Raw genomic sequence first — 20,978 nt, forward strand, 5'->3', positions numbered from 1 at the left:
CGCCAATGGATTGGTATCCAGCGAACAAAAAAGGGCCTGAACGAACAGGCCCAATACCAGAGTCATCTGACGTTGAGGTCAAACATCAATCAAATGTATTGATTGATCAGGTTCTCATACAGCTCCTGCTTGCCGCTTGCGGGACGCGGCTCGCCGTTTTCCACAGCCAGGTTGCGCAGGTCTGTCAGGCTCAGTTTACCTTCTGTAAACGCCTTGCCGTTGCCCTCGCTGTAACTGGCGTAGCGCGTGGCTTTCCAGTTCTGGTAGGGCGACTCGGTGAGAATTCTGTGGGCCACTTCGAGACCGCGGGCGAAGGTGTCCATACCGCCGATATGGCCGAGGAAAATATCTTCCATATCCACGGACTCACGGCGTACCTTGGCATCGAAGTTGAGACCACCGGTTTTGAAGCCGCCGTCCGCCAGAAGCACCAGCATGCCGTGCACCGCGTCGTACAGGTCGGTGGGGAACTGGTCGGTGTCCCAGCCATTCTGATAATCCCCGCGGTTGGCATCGATCGAGCCCAGCATGCCGGCATCGGTGCACATCTGCAGTTCATGGGCAAAGGTGTGCCCGGCCAGAGTGGCGTGGTTGGCTTCGATATTGAGTTTGAAATCCTGGTCCAGACCGTAGTGGCGCAGGAAGCCGATCACCGTCTGGGCATCGAAGTCGTACTGGTGCTTGGTGGGTTCCATGGGTTTGGGCTCGATCAGGAAAGTGCCCTTGAAGCCGATGGAGCGGCCGTAATCCCGCGCCGCGGTGAGGAAGCGCGCGAGGTTTTCCTGTTCCAGCCTGGTGTTGGCATTTTGCAGGCAGATATAACCTTCACGACCACCCCAGAACACATAGTTCTCGCCACCGAGTGCCACGGTGGCATCCAGTGCGGCTTTTACCTGAGAGGCGGCATAGGTCAGTACGCCGAAGTCGGGGTTGGTGGCGGCGCCGTTCATATAGCGCGGGTGAGTGAACACATTGGCCGTGCCCCACAGCAGTTTCATACCGGAGGCATTCTGGCGCTCTGCTGCCAGCTCCACCATTTTCGCCAGATTACTTTCGGTCTCGATGATGGAGTTACCCGCCGGTGACATGTCCACGTCGTGGAAACAGTAATAGGGCACGCCGAGTTTGGTACAGAACTCGAATACCGCGTCCATGCGCTGGCGCGCAGCGGTCATTGCGTCTGCGGCGTCATCCCAGGCAAACACCTGGGTGTCGCGGCCAAAGGGGTCCGCGCCCTTGGCACAAAAGGTGTGCCAGTAACACACGGCAAAGCGCAGGTGCTCTTCCATGGTCTTGCCACCGATGACCTTGTTGGCATCGTAGTGTTTGAAGGCCAGAGGATTGTCGGATTCGCGGCCTTCGAACGGGATCTGGCCGATACCGGGGAAGTATTCCTTGTCGCCTACAAAAAGATTTCTGCTCATGGTTGTTCTCCAGAAGGATCCTGAAATTTGTGTTATTGGTTGTTGGGATACTGCTGCTGAAGCAGCTCCAGAAATTGCTGATAGTGGATTTGGTACGCCGCCACCGTATTTGCGTCCGGGATACAGCCGAGGGTTTCATCCACGGCCAGGTGCTCGTCGATCAGATGACGCAGCGAAATTTCACTTTCGCTACAGGCCCATAGTGCCTGCATGGCGGCGCCGAAGGCCGCCCCTTCCTGCTGCGCCGGTACTTCCACCGGAAGGTTGAAAACATCTGCGACCATCTGCCGCCAGTGCGGACTTTTGGCGCCGCCGCCGGTGAGGCGGATGGCGCTGAACTGCTGTCCGGCGCGGGCAAAGGCATCGAGGCCCCGGCGCAGGGTAAAGGTCGCTCCCTCCATTGCGGCGCGATACAGATTTGCCGCGGTGGTATTGCCGTCGTGCATGCCGTGCAGGCTGGCGCGGGCGTGGGGCAGGTTGGGGGTGCGTTCGCCGTTATAGAACGGCAGGTTTATCAGGCCATCGGCACCGGGCCGGCTGTTTGCGAGTAGTTCCTCGCACTCGGCGATGGATTTCCCCAGCGCCTTGCGGCTGTGTTCGGTGGCCACGGTGCAGTTCATCGTGCACAGCAGTGGCAACCAGCCGTCGGCCGAGGCGCAGAACGCGGCCAGTTCGCCGTTGGGGTCGATTGCCGGGGTGTCGCTGTGGGCAAACAGGGTGCCGGAGGTACCGAGGCTCAGGGTCAGCACACCCGGTGCTACAGAGCCGGTGCCGAAGGCCGCCATCATATTGTCGCCACCGCCGGTGGAAACCCGTACTCCCTGGGGCAGGCCAAATTCAGCGCGTGCATCCTCGCCGAGCGCGACGGTTGTGTGTGCCGGCAGCAGTGGTGGTAGCAGTGGCAGGAGGTCCCGCTCAGGGTCCAGCGCGCGCAGCATTTCATGATCGTATTCCCGGCGCAGGATATTCAGGTAACCGGTGCCGGAAGCGTCGCCGAACTCGCTGAATATTTTGCCGGTCAGGTAAAAATTCAGGTAATCGTGCGGCAGCAGAATATGCGCGAGTTCGGCATAGGCCTGCGGGTTATTTTTTTTCAGCCACAGGATTTTGGAAATCGTGTAACCGGGCAGGATCGGATTGCCCACAGCATCGATACAGCGCTCCACACCACCAAAGCGCTCGGTGATTTCCTCGCATTCGGCAATGGTGCTGGTGTCGCACCAGAGTTTCACCGGCGCAATCACTTCACCGGCTTTGTTCAGCGGTACAAATCCGTGCTGCTGGCCGGAAACGCCAATGCCGCGCACCCGGGTTTTGATTTCTGCCGGTAGTTCGTTCACACATCGACGCAGGGCTTCTAACCACCACTGGGCTAACTGCTCGCGACTGCCGTCGTCGCGGCTGATCAATTCCAGGGGCGCGGAACAGACATGCAGGATCTGTTTTACGTTGGCGTCATAGGCCAGCAGCTTCAGGCTCTGGGTACCAGCGTCGATACCGAGATAAACATTGCCGGGTTGACTGGTGTTGGCAAAGTCTGTCATTTACGCAATCTCCAGTATGCGGGCGCGGGCCTGCAAGCGGCTTTCCAGCGCGTACTGATCCACCACAAACTTGCGGATTCCTTCACCGAGCTTTTCATGCGCCATGGCGTCGTCGTTGTGCTGGAAACGGAATTCGGCTTCAGCAATCGGCGCCGCAGCGAAACCGGCATCTGCCGTTGCGCTCAGTGCGCGAGGCAGTCTGCCGCTGTCTGCGTCCAGCTGTGCCAACAGGTCCGGGCTGATGGTAAGGCTGTCGCAACCGGCGAGGGCCTCAATTTGGCCGGTGTTGCGAAAGCTGGCACCCATCACCGTGGTGTTGTAGGCATGCTCTTTGTAGAAGTGATAAATACGGCGCACCGACTGCACCCCGGGATCCTGTTCCGGTGCAAAACTGGTTGCGTCGGTATTGTGGATGTACCAGTCGGAAATGCGGCCCACGAAAGGTGAGATCAGCGTGACCCCGGCATCGGCGCAGGCGCGGGCCTGGGCGAAGCTGCACAGCAGGGTCAGGTTGCAGTGAATACCCTCGCGTTCGAGAATTTCCGCTGCCTTGATCCCTTCCCAGGTAGAGGCAATCTTGATCAGCACCCGCTCGGGGGCCACGTCCATCTGCGCGTACAGATCCATAATTCGCCGCGCGCGCTCGAGTGTGGCGGCGGTGTCGAAAGAAAGTCGCGCGTCTACCTCTGTGGAAATACGCCCGGGAATAATCTGCAGAATTTCATGGCCGATTCTGGTGGCAAGGCGGTCGCAACACCGCGCTGTCTGTTCGCCACTGCTGCCACCCTGGCGCGCGGCAAAGGCAATGGCTTCGTCGATCAACGGCTGGTATTCCGCTTGCTGTGCGGCTTTCAACAACAGAGAGGGATTGGTGGTGGCGTCCAGGGGGGTAAACTGGCGAATGGCGTTGATGTCGCCGGTATCCGCTACCACGGCGGTTATCGCCCGCAGTTGGCTGAGCTTATTCATGATTATTATTGCTGTCCCATCAATCGCTGGATTCCGCGCGCCGGGTCGTTACGCGAAAAATGTAAACGTTTTCATTTTTCCGTTAGTTTGCCTTATGACACTCGGGAATACCAGAGCCCAAAGGGAAAGAATTGCGTCTTGATAAACGATTACATCTATCAGGTGCACACCATTGATAGAATTTATTGATCTTGTCGAGAGATATATTTGATTTCAGCTATGGCATGGATATCCCTATCTTTAGTTCTGTTATCCACAACCAGTCAGGGAGAAAGACCATGCAATTGGCGAACAAGCAACGCGCTGCTGTCGGCGAGCTGGAGTGTAATTACGGCGATAATTACTATGGCGACCAGGTATGTGTACTGAAAAAATCGTGACCGCACTGGTGACCAGAGCGCTATTGCATGCTCTGGAATCGCATACGTGGGAACGGAATTGAAATGGAAAACCACATTGGGGTATCTCCGATGTGGTTTTCTTTTCCGTTGAGGATGAGAGCGGGAATATCCTCAGCACCTGCCAATAGCCTTCCCAATCGCCTTCCCAATCGCTTTCCCGGTTCGCCTTCTTTTGGTGCGCTGGCGCCAGTCTGGTTCCGGAAAGGTGAGGCTGGAACCATATCCTCCGGACGCTGGACCTATCCACTGCACCGCGCAGATCTCTAGTCTTTCCCCAAACGGTGCCCTGTTGCACCGTGTGAATGACTGGGGAATGACGCATCATGATTCAAACTGCAGATACCAACACTGACTCCGGCAGCAACCTCGACCAGGACATCATCCAGACCGATCGCGAGACGGTCTGGCATCACCTGACCCAGCACACGCAATTTGAGACCAGCGATCCGATGGTGATTGTGCGCGGCGAAGGTATGCGCGTGACCGATGCCAGGGGGCGGGAATTTCTCGATGCCACCTCCGGTGGTGTCTGGTCGGTGAATGTGGGCTATGGCCGCACAGAAATCGCCGACGCGGTGCGCGAGCAGCTGGTGGAGATGTGTTATTTCGCCAATACCGCCGGCAGTATTCCCGGCGCGAAGTTTGCCGCAAAGCTGCTGGAAAAACTGCCCCAAATGGGACGGGTCTACTACTCCAACTCCGGCTCCGAAGCCAACGAAAAAGCCTACAAAATGGTGCGCCAGCTGGCGCATATGGAAGGCGATGGCCGCAAGCATAAGATCATCTATCGCGACCGCGACTACCACGGCACCACCATCGGCGCACTGAGTTCTACCGGCCAGTTCGAACGCAAGGAGCAGTATGGGCCTTTTGCTCCCGGCTTCGTGTCATTCAAACACTGCTGCTGCTATCGCTGCCCGTTTGGCAAAAGCTACGGCAATTGCGATATAGAGTGCGCGCGGGATCTGGAAACCGTGATCCAGCAGGAGGGACCGGACACCGTGGGCGCGGTGGTGCTTGAGCCGATCACCGCCGGCGGTGGCGTGATTCCACCAGTGCCCGAATATTTCCCGATCATTCAGCAGATCTGCCGCAAATACGATGTGCTGTTGCATATCGACGAGGTGGTCTGCGGACTTGGCCGCACCGGCGAGTGGTTTGGCCACCAGCACTACGACGTCGCACCGGATATCGTCACCATGGCCAAGGGTGTGGCCAGTGGCTATGCCGCCATTTCCTGCACGGTTACCACCGAATCCCTGTTCGAACGCTTCAAGGCACAGCCGCAAGAGCGGCTCGGTTATTTTCGCGATATCAGCACGTTTGCCGGATGCACTGCCGGGCCCGCAGCAGGGCTGGTGAATGTGGAAATCATCGAGCGCGAAAAACTGTTGCACAACGTGCGCGAGCGCGGTGCCCAGCTGATGCGCGGGCTTGAATGGCTGAAACAGGAGCACGAGCTGGTCGGGGATGTGCGCGGTGTGGGATTGTTCGCCGGCCTTGAGCTGGTGAGTGACCGTGACCGTCGCACGCCAGTAGCGGAACAGTTGGCGGCCGCGGTAGCGGCACACTGCGCCGAGGCGGGGGTATTGATTGGGCGCACCAACCGCAGCTTCAAAGAGTTCAACAACACCCTGTGTCTGAGCCCGGCGCTGATCGCCACCGCCGCAGATATCGACGGCATTTTACATGCGCTGGACCAGTCGCTGGCCAGGGCTTCCAACAAGCAAGCGGCGATCGCGTGACCCGCTTGTCGTCTCCTGAATAAACATTACTGATCACACACCAGCCGCCCCGTATTGGGGCGGCTGGTACGCATTGTGCAGTGCATGCCATTAGGCACATTTGTGTGCGATAAAAAATAGAGCGGGGAATGTTGTATGCAGTACAGAACACCGGCCGGACGACCAGCTTCCATTTTTCAAGGTACACGGCGATCACTGCTGCTCGCCGTATTATCCGTTTTACCAACCGTGGCAAACGCGGCAGAAGCCGGAGCTATCGATGCCTGGATCAATAGCGCTATGGCGCCCGTTACTCAGGCACTTTCCGCTGTGGTGTTTTACTCGGTGCCGGTATTCGGTGCCGATCTGCCGCTGGTGGTCCTGTGGCTGGTGATTGCGGCGATATTCTTCACCGTGTATTTCGGCTTTATCAATCTGCGTGGCCTGTCCCACGCACTGCGTATCGTAAGTGGCAAGCACAAAATCACGGTTCAGGATTCCGATGGCACCAGCGGTGAAGTCTCGCACTTCCAGGCACTGGCTACGGCGGTGTCGGGCACCGTGGGTATTGGCAATATCGGCGGTGTAGCCGTGGCTATCTCCGTGGGTGGCCCCGGTGCGGCGTTCTGGATGATCGTTGCCGGTGTGCTGGGTATGGCGACCAAATTTGTCGAGTGCACCCTGGGTACCCTGTATCGCCGGGAAAATCCCGACGGCTCCGTGTCCGGCGGTCCCATGTACTATCTCGAGCGCGGGTTTGCGCAAAAAGGCTTTACTCGCTCGGGTAAATTCCTCGGCCGGCTGTATGCGGTGGGCATTGTGATTGGCTGCCTGGGTATCGGCAATATGTTTCAGGCCAATCAGGCCTATATGCAGTTCGTTAATGTGACCGGTGGTACGGGCGAAAGCTGGTTTGCCGATAAGGGCTGGGTGTTTGGCCTCGGTCTCGCGGTGCTGGTGGCACTGGTGATTGTCGGCGGTATTCGCAGTATTGCGCGGGTCACTGGCAAGGTGGTGCCGTTTATGGCGCTCTTCTATTGTATCGGTGCGCTGGTGATTCTGATGATGAACCGCGAGGCACTTCCTTTTGCATTCGGTGCGATTTTCGAAGGTGCGTTCAGTGCAGAGGGTGTGGCAGGCGGTGTCCTGGGGGTGATGGTGGTCGGCTTCCAGCGCGCAGTGTTTTCCAATGAAGCGGGTATTGGTTCCGCAGCCATCGCGCACTCCGCGGTAAAAACCAACGACCCGGTGACGGAAGGTTATGTAGCCCTGCTGGAACCCTTTATCGATACCGTGATTATCAGCACCATGACCGCGTTGGTGATCATTACTACCCTGTATTACGTGCCCGGATTTACCCAGGGGCTGGGCGGTATCGAGATGACCTCACTGGCGTTTGAGCGCAATGTGAGCTGGTCGCCGTATTTCATCGCGCTCGCCGGTTTCCTGTTTGCCTTTTCCACCCTGATTGCCTGGGCTTACTACGGACTGAAAGGCTGGACCTATCTGGTGGGCGAAGGCAAAAAAGGCGAGGCGGCCTTTAAACTATTTTTCTGTTTGTTTGTGGTGATCGGTTGCAGTATCCAGTTGAGCGCGATTCTCGATTTTTCTGATGCCATGGTGTTCTTCATCTGTGTGCCGAATATTATCGGCCTGTATATGCTTGCACCGGTGGCAAAACGTTATCTGACAGAGCACAACGAAAAATTCCGCACGCAAGTTGGCGAAAACACTTTGCCGGATACTGTCGGCAACTCCTGAATATTCCCAATTCTGAATTCCTGACCTGGCCGCCGAGGATATTCCTCGGCGGCTTTTTTGTCCCTGGGTCGGTTTCGGTAAAAAAAGAATGCACGTTTGTGGTGCCGGGTGCCAATGTGGCGCAGATAGCGAGTATTTTTCGGGGCAAATATTTTCGCTTGGTCCTATGTGTTGCTAATGGCTGGTCCTATCGCCACAGGGAAAGGAGTCTTTAACCTGATCTCAACCATTGCCGGTCCTTGTTTGTGGTATTGCGGCCAGGCGCCAGAAATCAGAAAAAGACTGGAGTTTCCCATGAATAAACCGTTCCCCCGGCATACCCTTGCCGCCGCCATCCTTACCGTCAGTGCCGTGCCGGCCTTTGCGCAGCAAACCCTGGAAGAAGTCAGCGTAACGGCGCAGAAACGTGAAAGTAATCTACAGAGCACCGCGATGGCGGTAACGGCACTCACCGGTGACGCCATGAGTGAAGCCGGTGTGGACGATATGACCTCCCTGGAAACCCGCGTGCCAGGCATGAGCATGGGGACCTTCAACCTGGGGCAGCCACAGATCTATATTCGCGGTATCGGTTCCAATGCGGACGGTGCCAGTGCGGACAACTCGGTTGTGGTTTTTCTCGACGAAGTCTATATCGGGCGCGCATCCGGTTCGGCATTGAGTCTGTACGACGTAGAGCGAGTGGAAGTACTGCGCGGGCCCCAGGGCACCCTTTACGGGAAAAACGTGGTGGGCGGAGCCATCAGTGTGATCTCCAAAAAGCCCACGGAAGAATTCTATACCCGCGGTGAACTTACCACCGGTAATTACAACCTGGTTACTGCGAAAACCGCCATCAGTGGTCCACTGACAGATAACCTGTTTGGCAAAATCGCGCTCAGCTCCAGCGATCGCGATGGGTTTATGGAAAGCGCCAACCCCGCAGCTGAAGGCATGCAGCTGAACGACAAAGACTCGCTCAATTTCCGCGGCCAGTTGCGCTATGTTCCCACGGATACCCTCGAGCTGAACCTGACCGCGGACTGGTCCAAGGATCGCAACGCCGGCACCGGTCGAATTCATACCCCGGGGACAACGGTGTATGCCGCGTTGAAAGCGATAGCGCCGCAAGTGGCAGATAACGACGAGCTTTCCTGGGCCGATGACGATGGCTTCCAGCACCGCGATGTCTCTGGTGTGACGGGACGGGTTGATTGGGATCTGGCCGCCGGTACCGTAACCTCGATCACTGCCTATCGCGAAACCGATTACCGGATGCAGGAAGACGGATTCAATATCGACGTGTCGGTCATCGGTATCGATTCTCTGTCGATGATTGACGAAACTGCAGACCAGTTCAGTCAGGAATTGCGCTTTACCTCGGAAACCATCGGTGCCTGGAACTGGATTGCCGGACTGTATTATCTGCAGGAAGATATTTACCGTGATGAATCTACCTCGTCGATGTTCGGACCGTTCAGTTCTGACATCGCCAGTCTGCAGTGGAACACCACAGAAAGCTATGCGGTATTCGGTGAAGTGAACTATTACCTCAGCGATGCCATGAAACTCGCGGTGGGTGCGCGCTACACCACGGAAACCAAGGAATCCCGGCAGATTCGTACCGACTCTCTGGATCCAACCACCAATTATGATGTGACCGCAGAAGCTGATTTCAGTGCGCTGACGCCGCGAATCGTGCTGGATTATCAGGCCACGGAAAATACCTTCGTTTACGGCAGTGTTTCCAAAGGCTTCAAGAGCGGTGGTTTCGCGGGCACCTCTGAAACTGCCGAGGCCGCCTCAACTCCATTTGAAGAAGAGATTGCGATTACCTACGAGCTGGGGATGAAATCCGAATTACTGGATCGATCCCTGCGGCTGAATATGGCCCTGTTTAACACCGACTACGACGATCTGCAGGTACTGGAGTATGTGACCGTTGATGTGGAGGCACTGGAAGGTTATTTCCTCACAGACAATGCCGCCAGCGCCACCAGTCGCGGCCTTGAGCTGGAATGGCTGTATTATCCCGAAGCCCTGAGCGGGCTCGAAATCTCCGGTTCCTATGCTTGGCTGGACGCTACCTATGATGACTATGAGCCGGACCCAGCGGTTGCCGGCAACCGCCTGCGCAATGCGCCGGAGCAGTCCTATAACGTGGCCCTGGGGTACGAGTTCAATCTGGGTAGTGCAGGTTATCTGAAGGCGCGCTATGAATACCGCTACAAAGGCGACTCCTTCCAGGATCCGCAAAACTACGTGTTGTCATCCATTCCCGAATACGCTGTTTCCAATGCGCGCCTGAGTTATATGCCGGCCAGTGATACCTGGACTCTGTCTGCGTGGGTCGACAATATCGCTGATGAGGATTACCTGGTGCACAACTTCCCCATTGGCCTGTCCGAAACCGGCGGCATGGCGGCACCGGCGACTCCGGGTAATCCGCGCACCTACGGCCTGACATTTGCCTGGGACTATTGATCGACGGTCAATGGTTTGTAGAGAAATTCCTGCAGTAAAGAAGGAAACTTATTCATGATTGATACTAAAAACCACAAGAAGCTGATGCGTCGCACGGCGATGACGCTGGTGGTAGCGGCGCTATCGCTGACGGGATGCACAGAATCGGAGTACGCCGACCGCGTTTATCGCGGTGGCACCATCGTCACCATGGACAGCGCGCTGCCCCGCGCCAGTGCAGTGGCGATCAAGGGAAACAAAATTGTCGCGGTGGGCAGTAACGACGATATTCAAGCATATCTGGGAGAGGATACCGAAATAACGGATCTCGCCGGCAATACCCTGATTCCCGGGTTTATCGATGCGCACAGTCACCTGCTTTTTGAGGGAATGGTGCTGTCGCGTTTTGTGGATCTGAACAGCCCACCGGTGGGAAAAATCGAAAACATCGATCAGATCATCGCCAGGTTGAAGGCGCGCGTGGGGCAGGCTTCCGAAGGGGAGTGGATTTTTGGTTTTGGCTATGACGACACATTGATTGAAGAGCATCGCCACCCCACCCGTGAAGACCTGGATAAGGTTTCGACGGAACACCCGGTGTGGGTATCCCATGTATCCGGCCATATGGGAGTAGGTAACAGTGTGGCACTGGCGCTCGCCGGTATTGATGAAAATACACCGGACCCTGAAGGTGGCGTGATCCACCGTTACAAGGGCGGACGCAAACCCACCGGTTTACTGGAGGAGTCTGCGGCGATGGGCCCGGTAATGAAGGAGATGTTTGGCTCCATCGGTGCCAAGGATGCCTGGGATGCGCTGCAGGCCGCACAGGATAAATACGTGAGTGTGGGTATAACCACTGCCCAGGATGGGGGTGCCTCGAAAGAAACGATCGGTGCATTCAAGGCCGCCAAATTCCTCGGTGGCCTGAAACTGCGGGTGGTGGCCTACCCGGTGATCGATGTGAAGCTGGAAGCGTTGAAAGGCGAGTATGAGTTGCCTGAAAGTGACGAGTGGCTGAAAATTGGCGCGACCAAACTGTTCAGCGACGGCTCTATCCAGGGCTACACCGGCTACCTGAGTCACCACTACCACCAACCGCGCGATGAGGAAAAGCCGGAATATGCCGGTTACCCACAGACCACCCGCGAAGAGCTCGCAAAACAGGTAATGGCGGTGCACAAATCCGGCGGCCAGATCGCGATCCACGGCAACGGTGATGCGGCCATCGACGATATTCTTTACGCCTTCGAGCAGGCGCAAAACGAATCTCCCCGCGCAGACGCGCGTCCGATCATTATCCATTCGCAGATGGCCCGTGAAGATCAGCTGGACAAAATGGCCGAGCTGGGCGTGATTCCGTCCATGTTCAATATGCACACCTATTACTGGGGTGACCGTCACCGGGATATCTTTATCGGCCCCGAGCGCGCGGCGCGTATCAGCCCGGCGAAGTCGGCACTGGACCGCGGTATTACCTATACCTTCCATGCGGATACGCCGGTGGTGCCGATGGAACCCCTGCGGATGTTGTGGTCCGCGGTTACCCGTGAGACTGCCGGTGGGGATACCCTGGGTGCAGATCAGCAGATTTCTGCGGAAGATGCGCTGAAGGGCCTGACCATCAATGCGGCCCATCAGTATTTTGATGAAGACATCAAGGGCTCCATTACCGTTGGCAAGCTGGCGGATCTGGTGGTACTCGATGCAAACCCGCTGGAAGTACCTGTGGATGAAATCCTGAATATTGCGGTACTGGAAACCGTGATCGATGGTGAAGTGGTTTACGAAAAGCCCTGACGTTCTTTTTGGTCCTGGTGGCGGTGACGCGACACCCGTTAGCGTCGCCATTGCATCGCATCGCATCGCATCGTACTGCGCGAGGTATTAAAGCCCGAAAAGCCCTGCACAAAAGTGTAGGGCTTTTTTTATAGTGTTAACTATTTGCGTTCTATCGCAAACGACGACCAGGCTTGGCGCACCGGCATGATTTCCAGCGTATTTACATTCAGATGCGCGGGCAGCGAGGCGAGCCACCAGCAAGTCTCCGCAATGTCCTCCGGCTGTATCGGGTTGGCGCCGGCGTAGAGCTTGTCGTGAGCGGCCTGGTCGCCGCCGGTGCGCACCAGGGTAAATTCACTTTCGGATAGCCCCGGGGCGAGGCAGCTGACACGTACACCCGTGCCCTGCAGGTCGCAGCGCAGGGCAAGGGAAAACTGTTCGACAAAGGCTTTGCTACCGCAATACACATTGCCGCCGGGATAGGGCCAGCGAGCGGCGATGGAACCGATGTTGATAATCGAAGTTCCGGCACCGGTTTCGATCAATCGCGGCAGCAGGGTGTGGGTAACGGTGGTAAGTCCTTTGATATTGGTATCGATCATCTGGTGCCACTGTTGGAGATCGCACTGCTGGGCGGGCTCGGTACCCAGGGCGAGGCCGGCGTTGTTGATCAGCGCGGTTATCTTGTCAAACGGTGCAGGCAGTTCCGCCAAAATCTTCTGTACCGCCTGGGTGTCGCAGACATCGAGGGTCAGCGGCAGAACCTTGCAGTAGTCTCCGAGCTCTCTTTCAATTTCCGCGAGGCGTTCGCTGCGACGGCCGGTGAGAATCAGGTTCCAGCCAGCACGGGCGAAACGTCGGGCACAGGCGAGGCCGAAGCCGGAGGTGGCACCGGTAATCAATACGCATTGGGTCATGGGGTACTCCTTAACTGCTGGAATGAATATTCATTGGAATAATGGGACGGCATCCAGTGGCGCCCGGCGTTGTACAGACTGCCACTGGCCAATGCCAGTAGCAGGGGGACGGCAATTAGCCGTGGTCTGCGCGGGGCTTTGAGATGGAACAGGGCAAAGCCCATTCCCAGTCCCGAGAGCGTCGGTATCAATAGTAGGGCGGCGGGCGCAAAAATCGGGGTGGACGGCGGCTGTATGACGGTCACTACAGTCAGTGCAAGCAGCGCCGAACCGGTGAGAAATACCAGCAGGGTTGCATGTTGCGTGCGCGCGGAAATCTGCTGGTAGAGCAGGTAGCAGACCACCGGCAGGCCGCCAGCGGCGCCGGCTACGCCGGTGACGCCGGAAAAAAAACCGGCAACGCCTGCACCGGTTGCGGCATCGCCGGTAACCGATTTTGAGCGCGGCAGCAGCAGCGTAATAACACACAGAACCAGTACGATACTGATGCCCAGCTTCAGCAGGTGGTCTGCCACCGAAATCAGCAGAAACAGTCCCACCGGTATGCCGGCGATGGCACCAATGGCGAGGGTCCGCAACAGCGCGCGGTCGGCGCCCCGCCACCCTTGTGGCAGCAGCGCGGCGCTGGCCACGAAATCCAGCACCAGAATAATCGGAACACTGGAGTGTACCGGCCAGATCAGATTCAGTCCGGCAATAGCTACTGCGGTAAACCCGAAGCCGGTATAGCCGCGCACCAGTGCGGCAACGAAGACCAGCAGCGCGGCCCAGCTCAGGTGGGGAAGGGATGGTGACAGAAACTCGGAAAGTACCGCGGACATTGCTTTACCCGGAATGCAAAGTGGAAGCTGCAAACCACTACGGTAAAGGGCGTGGCGGAAAAACCCGTAGATCCAGGGAGCGCCGGCATATGGTGCCAGTGCTCTAGCTGCCAGCAGTGGGTAAGTACCGGTAATACGGCGAGGTGCTTACAGGCTGTCTGCCAGCGCCTGGATCCCGGGCATAATTTTGTGCGCGGGGATAGCGGAAAACCCCAGGCGGAAATAATTTGCCGGCGGGTTATCGCCGGCAAAATGGATACCGCCGGGCTCAATCAGCACACTTTTTTTGGCCGCGCGCCAGGCGAGCGTCTCCGCATTCACGCTCTCTTCTGCATGCAACCACAGGGAAGTCGCACCTGAACTGACACCGCCCCCCAGCATTCCCGGCAGGTAGCGTTCAACGCCGTTGACCATCTTGTCCAGTTTCGAGCGGTACAGTTCGCGGATTTTACGCAGGTAGGTATCGTAGTAGCCCTGGGACAGGAACAGTGCCAGCTGGCGCTGGTTGTTGGTTGGCGGGTGTCGGTACATCAAACGCCGCAGGGAGCGCGCCTCGGCAATCAGTTCTTCATCCGCCACCATAAAGCCAATGCGCAATCCCGGTGAAATGGATTTGGACATACTGCCGATATACACCACGCGGCTGTTGCGATCCATGGCCTTGAGCGCAGGGGTGGGATTGTCCTGCATGTTGATTTCTGCATCGTAGTCGTCTTCGATCAACACCATATCCCGCTGCTGCGCCATCGCCAGCAAGGCGCGGCGGCGCTCCGACGAAAGCACCGCACCGGTGGGCACCTGGTGGCTGGGAGTGAGGTAAACGTAGTCGCAATCTTGCAGGCGCTGGTCTACCACAACGCCGTCCCGGTCTACCGGCTGCAGATGCAGGTCGGCACCAAAGGTGGCGAAAATATTGCGCGCGTCGCGGAAACCCGGGTCTTCCAGTCCGACCTTGACACCCGGCTTGCACAGCAGGTTGGCGAGCAGGTAAAGGGAGTTCTGGGTGCCGATGGTAATGAGGATTTCACTGGGCTCGGCGTAGATACCGCGGCGGGGCAGCAGGCGACTGCACAGCTGTTCCACCAGCATGGGATCGTCCGCGTCTACCCGGTCGTCAATCCAGTGCCGACTCCAGCGCTCGTGCAGGGTCTTGCGCGCGCAGTCCCGCCACTGCTCGATGGGGAAAAATTCGTGCTGCACCTGCCCGTAGATAAACGGGTATTCAAAACTTGCCCAATTGTTGGGCTTGACGATATTGCGCTCGCCGCCGGGGTGGATGCAGAACCGTTTGTGCCACTGGACCTGATCGCCTGTGTCCGTATCTTTGCTGGCCGGGATCACTTCCGGGGTGGCATACATGGGGGCGAGAAAATAACCGCGCCGGGGGACGCTGAGTAGGTAGCCGGTGTCTACAAGGTGTTCGTAGATCAGCACAATGGTGTTGCGGGAAACGCCGAGCATGCTGGCCATACGGCGGGAAGACGGCAACGGTTCGCGGGCGGGGAGTTTGCCGGCGAGGATCAGGCCAACGAGATGTTCCTTGACCTGGTCTTGAAGGGTGCGTTCACCATCGAATTCTATGTGCATGTAGGGTTCGATCATGACACCTCCCGTACCTCTTGCGTTAATGTCTGACAATCTTCTGTTAAGGCCAGCAATTTTCATACCATTGGCAAAACTGACGTTTTATTGAAGTCTGTGGCGGCCGCAATGAGGGGCTGTGTCACGCGGAAAATTTCCCGTTTGCAATGGACGTTGTTGTCTACCTGAGTTTCTGGATCGATGTCCCCGCTCGCCTAGAATTTATCCGTGAAAGAGTTATCGAAATACGGAAATTCGCGCAAGCGGGCAACACATGCCCTGTGCGCAGGTGCACTGTGGTGGAGTGCGGGTGTTATGCCGGTCGCAGCGGGTACGCTGTCGATTCAGGCTGAAAATGACTCCATCAACAGTTCCAGTGACGAGGATTACACCAATGGGGTGCGCTTTTCTTATTCCCCGGACGAGCCGGCTTCCTGGCTAAGTAGTTGGTTGCCGGACGCTTACGATAATCGCGAAATAAACGCTCAATTCTTTTTGGGACATGCGATTTTTACGCCCACCGAAACCTTCGCCTACGCATTGCAGGAAGACGATCGACCTTATGCCGGTTGGGTTTATGTGGGTGCCGGGTTGCATTCGGTTGTGCTAAATCCAGAGTCGAGACTCGGTGTCGCCGAGCGACTGGAGCTCAATCTCGGAGTCGTGGGACCCTCCTCTCACGCGGCTGAATTCCAGCGCTCATGGCACCGGCTAATTCACGGCCCAATTGTGAACGGTTGGGAAAATCAGCTCGCAGACGAACCTGCACTGATGTTTAGTTACGCGCGAAAATGGGCCTATTTTCAGCCGCTTGGCGAGACAGGGCTGGAGTTTGAATGGTCCGGTACGCTGGGTGGCAATCTCGGAAATGTAAGTACCCAATGGGTATCCGCCGCCGGCCTACGATTTGGCCATAATCTGTTGTCCAGCATGGGTGTTTCCGCCATCGCGCCGACCACTGTGGCCCCGGAAAGTGGGGCGGGAGCGGGAAACAGCTGGTATCTGTTTGCTGAATTTCAATGGCGCTTCGTCGGCCGCGATATTTTCCTGGATGGAAATACGTTCAAGGAAAGTCACAGTGTCGAAAAGGAGTCGCAAGTTGGGGATTGGCGCGTTGGCCTGGTTATCCCCACTGGTCGCCTGTCCTGGAGTCTGTACAGTTCACGAAGGACACGGGAGTTTGTTGGTCAAACCAGCGACGTGCATTTTAGTGGTCTGGGTATCAGCGCTTCGTTTTGATGAATTTATATTTTTATTTTTTTGAATTTATTTTTGCGTTTTCCTCTCCCGTTTTTTAGGGGGCGGTCGCTCCATTTCCGGTAAACCAGCGCGCAAATACGTTTTCCACGACCGGTACGATATTGATACCCACCATCCACTGGGGACCGAAGGCGTCTGGCCGCTCGGTGTAGTAGTTGACTTCCATTCCAATACGCCAGGGCGTATCGCCGAAAATCAGGGTTTTACTTATTGCCAGATTCAACGGTACCGTCCAGGTTTCCGTGCGCCAGTTGTAGGTGGCAATCGGCGAGGAAGCAATGCTCCAGGCGTTGCCTGGCAGGTAGGCAGCAATGGGTTGCAGGGTGGTGATGCTGATGTCCTCATCACCCCAGCCGGCGATGTCCCACTGGTGGTTGGGAAAGAAGCCGATAATATATTTCTTCGACATTTTGGCAATCAGGAATTCCGGCCCCAACGTCATCTGGCCGCTGCCGAGTTCACTGACGGTCGCAGTGGGCAGGCTGCCGGCAACACCGGCGGACAGAATGAGGCCGGATTCGTTGGAGTGCCCGTAAGCCACATCAAAGCCGATATCTCCCAATCCCAGCTTTTGCGTGAAGCGGCCCTTGTCTTCGTCGTACACCGGCTGGTGAAAAAAAACAGGAAATGCCGGGCGCATAAAAAACATATCGCCGCCGCCGAGCTTGATCGGGAAGGAGGGCTGGAACAGCAGTTCATAACCGCGCTGTCCATCTGCGTCTGGCAGGCTGCCCTCAAACCAGCGAAACTGATTCTTGAACGTCAGTCGCGCCAGTGAGGTGTTTGGGTTGGAGAGCTGACGGCTGACTTCATTGGCGGACAGGTCATCGTCCTCATCCGCGTGGCACGTCCAGGTTGCCAGGCATGCCCAGGCGGAAAGCAACAGAAGCCATAAACGTCGACCGTGAATACGCATACCGCCAAATTCCTGCATTGAATAAATTGCGGGCCGACAGCCTGCAAGTAAAACCAGAGCAGGTTTGAGTATAGGTTACCGGGCCTGGTTACTCTGGCTGCAGCGCATTGAACGTCGACTGCAGTGACTGCCAGGCGGTTAGTGCGACAGCAGCGCGAGTAAATCGTCTTTGTCTGCGGGCAAGCGGGTGGCTTTGGTGGCGTCGAACAGGGAGTCTGCCAGTGCCTGTTTTTGCTGTTGCATGTGGTGAATGCGTTCTTCCACCGTATCCGCCGCCACCAGCTTGTACACGAACACAGGCTTGTCCTGACCGATGCGATGGGCGCGGTCGGTGGCCTGATTTTCCACCGCCGGGTTCCACCACGGGTCCATATGGATGACCACATCCGCAGCGGTAAGATTCAGGCCGGCGCCCCCGGCCTTCAGACTGATAAGAAATACCCGCACTTCGCCCTGTTGAAAACGGTCGATGGCCTGCTGTCTTTTGCGGGTTTGGCCGGTGAGCTTGGTGTAGTCAATTTTTTGTGCGCTGAGCTGTTCCTCGATCAGTTTCAGAACCTGGGTGAACTGGGAAAAAATCAGAATGCTGCGGCCCTCTTCGAGCAGTTGGGGCAGGGATTCCTCCAGCCATTCCAGCTTTGCGCTTGTGTTTATGCCCGCAGCCTTGTCCAGTTTTACCAGCCGCGGATCGATACAGCTCTGGCGCAGCTTCAGCAGCGCATCGAGAAATTCAATATGGCTTTTTGCCATTCCCTGCTGGGCGACCAGGTCGCGGATGCGTTTTTCCATACTCACACGCACACTTTCATACAATGCGCGCTGCTGCTCTCCAAGTTCCACATACTGGATGGATTCGGTTTTGGGTGGTAACTCGGAGACCACCTCGCCCTTGGTGCGCCGCAGCATAAATGGTCGCACCTTGCGCGCCAGTTCCTGCTGGCGATCAGTGTCGCCCTGATTTTCGATCGGGGTACGGTAGCTTTCGTTGAAGGTTTTGCGCCCGCCCAGTAATCCAGGCAGGGCGAAATCCATCAGCGACCAGAGTTCCCCCAGATGATTTTCCAGCGGCGTGCCGGACAGACACAGCCGGGTTTCGCTGTTGATAGCACGCACACACTCGGCAATTTTGGTGGAGGGATTCTTGATGGCCTGTGCTTCATCCAGCACCAGCAGGCTGAATTTGCGTTTGCTATAGCGGGCCTGATCCCGCACCAGCAGTGGGTAGGTGGTAATGACGAGGTCGCTGTTTTTGATTTCGGCAAAGGCCGGGTCGCGATGGGGGCCGTGAATCAGGGTGACTTTCAATGCCGGCACAAACTGGGCTGCCTCGCGCAGCCAGTTGCCGGTCAGGCTGGTGGGGGCCACCACCATTGCGGGCTTTTTCAGTCGCCCGGCTTCTTGCATATGCTGCACCAGCGCCAGGGTTTGCAGGGTTTTACCGAGCCCCATATCGTCGGCGAGGATGCCGCCGAAACCGTAGCGCTGAAGGAATGTCAGCCAGTCGAGTCCGTCCTGTTGATAGGGGCGCAAGGTGGCGTTGAGGTTTTTCGGTGTGGGCACGTTTTCCAGCCCGGAAAAGTCCTGCAGGGTTTTTCGCAGCTTGCGGGTGAGTGGAGCCTTGCGTTCATCAAGATCCGAGAGTGCGTCAAATTGCGCGGCCTGGAACGCTGGCAGCCGCACGGGCTTGCCGAGTTTTTTCTCGTTCAGAAGATCCAGTAACAGACCGCGGATACTCTGCAGGGGTTTGGTGTCGACGCTGACCCAATCGCCGTCCACATTGACGGTCAGCTCTTCCGGCGCATCCTGTTCCAGCCAGTGGGCAACCAGCTCGGCGATGGGCAACTGACGGCCATCGGCCAGAGTGAGGTTCAGCCCAAACTCGAACCAGTAGTTGTCACTGTCGGCAAGGGCTACGGAAAACTGCGCGGGCGTTACCTCGAAACGGTAACTGGGATCGGTCTCGATCAGCCAACCCTGCTGTTGCAGTTGTGGCAGCGTTTGCTCCAGCAGCGCGCGCCAGCGCCGGGGCACATCGTCCTGACTGGCGGCATCCGGCAGCCACACTTCCTCCTGGCCGCCGAGTTCTTCTTTAATCAGGTACAGCCCCAACTCGTGGACCTGATCACAGCTGTGGTTTTCCGCTTCGATGTCGCGGGTGATCTGATAGTAGTGGCCGTCCCGTTCCCGGGTGACCTCAAAGCCCTCAAAGTGGCGGCTGTAGGGGGCGGACAGGGGGAAACCACCGTAATTAAAGTGCAGTTTCAGTGCCGGCAATCGATAGTGATCGAGGTCGCAGCCCACCAGGGTAATTTGTGGGGTGAATTCCCGAACCGTGCTCAGCTCGGGTTCTACCGGCAGCGGCAATTGCGATGCGGGAATACGTTGCCGCAATTGCAGCGACATCAGCCCCAGTTCGCGGTCGGATACCGCGGGCATGCTCAGAAGGTGCTGCAGCTGAGCACTGGGCAGTGGGGTTGTGATTTCACCGATCAGCGCATTTTCCGTATCCAGGTAGCAGGGTGGAACCACCGGAATGAGTTGCCATTGCTGTGGCGACTCCATACCTTCGAGCTCAGCCAGCAACCGGCGTTTGCTGTCCTCCTGCGACTGCCATTGCCACTGCAGGTTTTTCACCGGGCCGGGCTTGAGGGTGCTGTCTTCAAAATAAAAACGCCCGCTGTTCAACAGAAAGTTCAATGCCCGGCGCCCCTGTTCGCCGATCAGGCCCAGGCGTCCGGCGGCGTTGATACGCGGCAGTAGTTGCAGGATGGTGACGTCTTCATCCAGCAGATGGCTGGGACGGTTCCAACCGAGACTGGTGGTGTCCGGGGAAAAATGCCGGAGCTGACTCCAGCTACCGTCTTTTTTCAGATAGCCTTTTTTGGTGGCGAGACGCAGGCGTTGTTGAGGGTCCAGTTCCAGAAAATAGAGCAGGTAGTGACGGCCATATTCCAGTGGCGTGGGCGCGGTACGCGGCGCCGCGGGCAGCGCCTGCAGCCAGCGCTGCCACTCTGGCATCGCCGTGGCAGCGGGTGCTTTGGCTGTCGCCGCGGGTTCATCTGCCTCCTGCGCTTCGTATAACAGCTCCAGTGCGGTGGCCACCGCGTGCTTGCAATTGAGTCCCACCGGACAGGAGCAGAGCCCTACCAGCCTGCCGCGGTCGACGTTCAGTTCTACCCGGTACACGAATCGCCCGGACCCTTTCACGCGGCCGCGATAGGTATCGGCCGCCTGATCGTATTGCGCGTCCAGTACCCGCCCGCGCTGGAAATAGTCCTCACCGCGGACAAACGTCTGGTCGCCGACCATTTTGCGGACACTGCTGAGGGTAAAAGTGATCAAAAAGGGCTCCAGGGGCACTCTAATTGGGGGGTCGATGCTTGGGACGTCGATCGGGTACTGTTTTGACGTTGAGGTGATACCAAACCGGGCACTC

At 57.2% G+C, this 20,978-nt stretch carries 13 protein-coding genes; 5 read left to right on the top strand and 8 right to left on the bottom strand.

The features are described from left to right. Positions 1–89: 89 nt before the first annotated feature. The 3 genes from xylA to tal are packed head-to-tail and all read right to left on the bottom strand — an operon-like array spanning position 90 to position 3,940. Positions 90–1,424, bottom strand: a complete 1,335-nt coding sequence (xylA, locus tag PVT68_RS13545) for a xylose isomerase (RefSeq protein ID WP_280318894.1) — start codon at positions 1,422–1,424, stop codon at positions 90–92. A 32-nt stretch (positions 1,425–1,456) separates the two neighbouring features. Further along, entirely contained in the window at positions 1,457–2,968 is a 1,512-nt protein-coding gene (xylB, locus tag PVT68_RS13550) for a xylulokinase (RefSeq protein ID WP_280318896.1), read from the bottom strand. After that, positions 2,969–3,940: a transaldolase gene (gene tal / locus PVT68_RS13555; protein ID WP_280322526.1), complete on the bottom strand. Its 972-nt coding sequence runs from the start codon at positions 3,938–3,940 to the stop codon at positions 2,969–2,971. A gap of 721 nt (positions 3,941–4,661) precedes the next feature. Here tal and PVT68_RS13560 point away from each other — a divergent pair. The 4 genes from PVT68_RS13560 to PVT68_RS13575 all read left to right on the top strand — a co-directional run bounded on the left by PVT68_RS13560 (position 4,662) and on the right by PVT68_RS13575 (position 12,065). Next, positions 4,662–6,083 carry an aminotransferase family protein gene (locus tag PVT68_RS13560; RefSeq protein ID WP_280318898.1) on the top strand — a complete coding sequence of 474 codons (1,422 nt, stop codon included), beginning with the start codon at positions 4,662–4,664 and terminating at the stop codon, positions 6,081–6,083. A gap of 135 nt (positions 6,084–6,218) precedes the next feature. Next, a complete protein-coding gene (locus tag PVT68_RS13565; RefSeq protein WP_280318900.1) occupies positions 6,219–7,823 on the top strand; it encodes an alanine/glycine:cation symporter family protein in 1,605 nt (534 codons plus the stop codon). A 294-nt stretch (positions 7,824–8,117) separates the two neighbouring features. Then, entirely contained in the window at positions 8,118–10,286 is a 2,169-nt protein-coding gene (locus tag PVT68_RS13570) for a TonB-dependent receptor (protein ID WP_280318902.1), read from the top strand. Between the two features lie 54 nt (positions 10,287–10,340). After that, complete coding sequence (locus PVT68_RS13575; protein WP_280318903.1) at positions 10,341–12,065, top strand: amidohydrolase; 1,725 nt, start codon at positions 10,341–10,343, stop codon at positions 12,063–12,065. Between the two features lie 140 nt (positions 12,066–12,205). Here the strand turns inward: PVT68_RS13575 and PVT68_RS13580 are convergent, their stop codons facing one another. The 3 genes from PVT68_RS13580 to pdxR form a co-directional block, all read right to left on the bottom strand. After that, entirely contained in the window at positions 12,206–12,964 is a 759-nt protein-coding gene (locus PVT68_RS13580) for an SDR family oxidoreductase (RefSeq protein WP_280318905.1), read from the bottom strand. Beyond that, on the bottom strand, positions 12,961–13,785 hold the full coding sequence (locus PVT68_RS13585) for a sulfite exporter TauE/SafE family protein (protein WP_280318907.1): 825 nt from the start codon (positions 13,783–13,785) through the stop codon (positions 12,961–12,963). Before PVT68_RS13585 ends, PVT68_RS13580 begins: the two co-directional genes overlap by 4 nt. A 147-nt stretch (positions 13,786–13,932) precedes the next feature. Continuing rightward, on the bottom strand, positions 13,933–15,387 hold the full coding sequence (gene pdxR / locus PVT68_RS13590; RefSeq protein WP_280318908.1) for a MocR-like pyridoxine biosynthesis transcription factor PdxR: 1,455 nt from the start codon (positions 15,385–15,387) through the stop codon (positions 13,933–13,935). A gap of 294 nt (positions 15,388–15,681) precedes the next feature. Here pdxR and PVT68_RS13595 point away from each other — a divergent pair, with 294 nt between their 5' ends. Beyond that, positions 15,682–16,605 carry a lipid A deacylase LpxR family protein gene (locus PVT68_RS13595; protein ID WP_280318910.1) on the top strand — a complete coding sequence of 308 codons (924 nt, stop codon included), beginning with the start codon at positions 15,682–15,684 and terminating at the stop codon, positions 16,603–16,605. 55 nt (positions 16,606–16,660) lie between these two features. Here PVT68_RS13595 and PVT68_RS13600 read toward each other — a convergent pair whose 3' ends face one another. Together PVT68_RS13600 and PVT68_RS13605 are read right to left on the bottom strand one after the other, a co-directional pair. Beyond that, positions 16,661–17,542 carry a hypothetical protein gene (locus PVT68_RS13600; protein ID WP_280318912.1) on the bottom strand — a complete coding sequence of 294 codons (882 nt, stop codon included), beginning with the start codon at positions 17,540–17,542 and terminating at the stop codon, positions 16,661–16,663. 138 nt (positions 17,543–17,680) lie between these two features. Next, on the bottom strand, positions 17,681–20,884 hold the full coding sequence (locus PVT68_RS13605) for a DEAD/DEAH box helicase (RefSeq protein WP_280318914.1): 3,204 nt from the start codon (positions 20,882–20,884) through the stop codon (positions 17,681–17,683). Positions 20,885–20,978 lie beyond the last annotated feature (94 nt).

It is taken from the genome of Microbulbifer bruguierae (assembly GCF_029869925.1).
In the GTDB taxonomy this organism is placed as follows: Bacteria; Pseudomonadota; Gammaproteobacteria; order Pseudomonadales; family Cellvibrionaceae; genus Microbulbifer; species Microbulbifer bruguierae.

What these genes read in the sequence shown, in the direction of transcription:
- xylA (WP_280318894.1), bottom strand. Translation starts at nt 1,424, where the DNA reads ATGAGCAGAAATCTTTTTGTAGGCGACAAGGAATACTTCCCCGGTATC.
- xylB (WP_280318896.1), bottom strand. Translation starts at nt 2,968, where the DNA reads ATGACAGACTTTGCCAACACCAGTCAACCCGGCAATGTTTATCTCGGT.
- PVT68_RS13560 (WP_280318898.1), top strand. Translation starts at nt 4,662, where the DNA reads ATGATTCAAACTGCAGATACCAACACTGACTCCGGCAGCAACCTCGAC.
- PVT68_RS13565 (WP_280318900.1), top strand. Translation starts at nt 6,219, where the DNA reads ATGCAGTACAGAACACCGGCCGGACGACCAGCTTCCATTTTTCAAGGT.
- PVT68_RS13570 (WP_280318902.1), top strand. Translation starts at nt 8,118, where the DNA reads ATGAATAAACCGTTCCCCCGGCATACCCTTGCCGCCGCCATCCTTACC.
- PVT68_RS13575 (WP_280318903.1), top strand. Translation starts at nt 10,341, where the DNA reads ATGATTGATACTAAAAACCACAAGAAGCTGATGCGTCGCACGGCGATG.
- PVT68_RS13580 (WP_280318905.1), bottom strand. Translation starts at nt 12,964, where the DNA reads ATGACCCAATGCGTATTGATTACCGGTGCCACCTCCGGCTTCGGCCTC.
- PVT68_RS13585 (WP_280318907.1), bottom strand. Translation starts at nt 13,785, where the DNA reads ATGTCCGCGGTACTTTCCGAGTTTCTGTCACCATCCCTTCCCCACCTG.
- pdxR (WP_280318908.1), bottom strand. Translation starts at nt 15,387, where the DNA reads ATGATCGAACCCTACATGCACATAGAATTCGATGGTGAACGCACCCTT.
- PVT68_RS13595 (WP_280318910.1), top strand. Translation starts at nt 15,682, where the DNA reads ATGCCGGTCGCAGCGGGTACGCTGTCGATTCAGGCTGAAAATGACTCC.
- PVT68_RS13600 (WP_280318912.1), bottom strand. Translation starts at nt 17,542, where the DNA reads ATGCGTATTCACGGTCGACGTTTATGGCTTCTGTTGCTTTCCGCCTGG.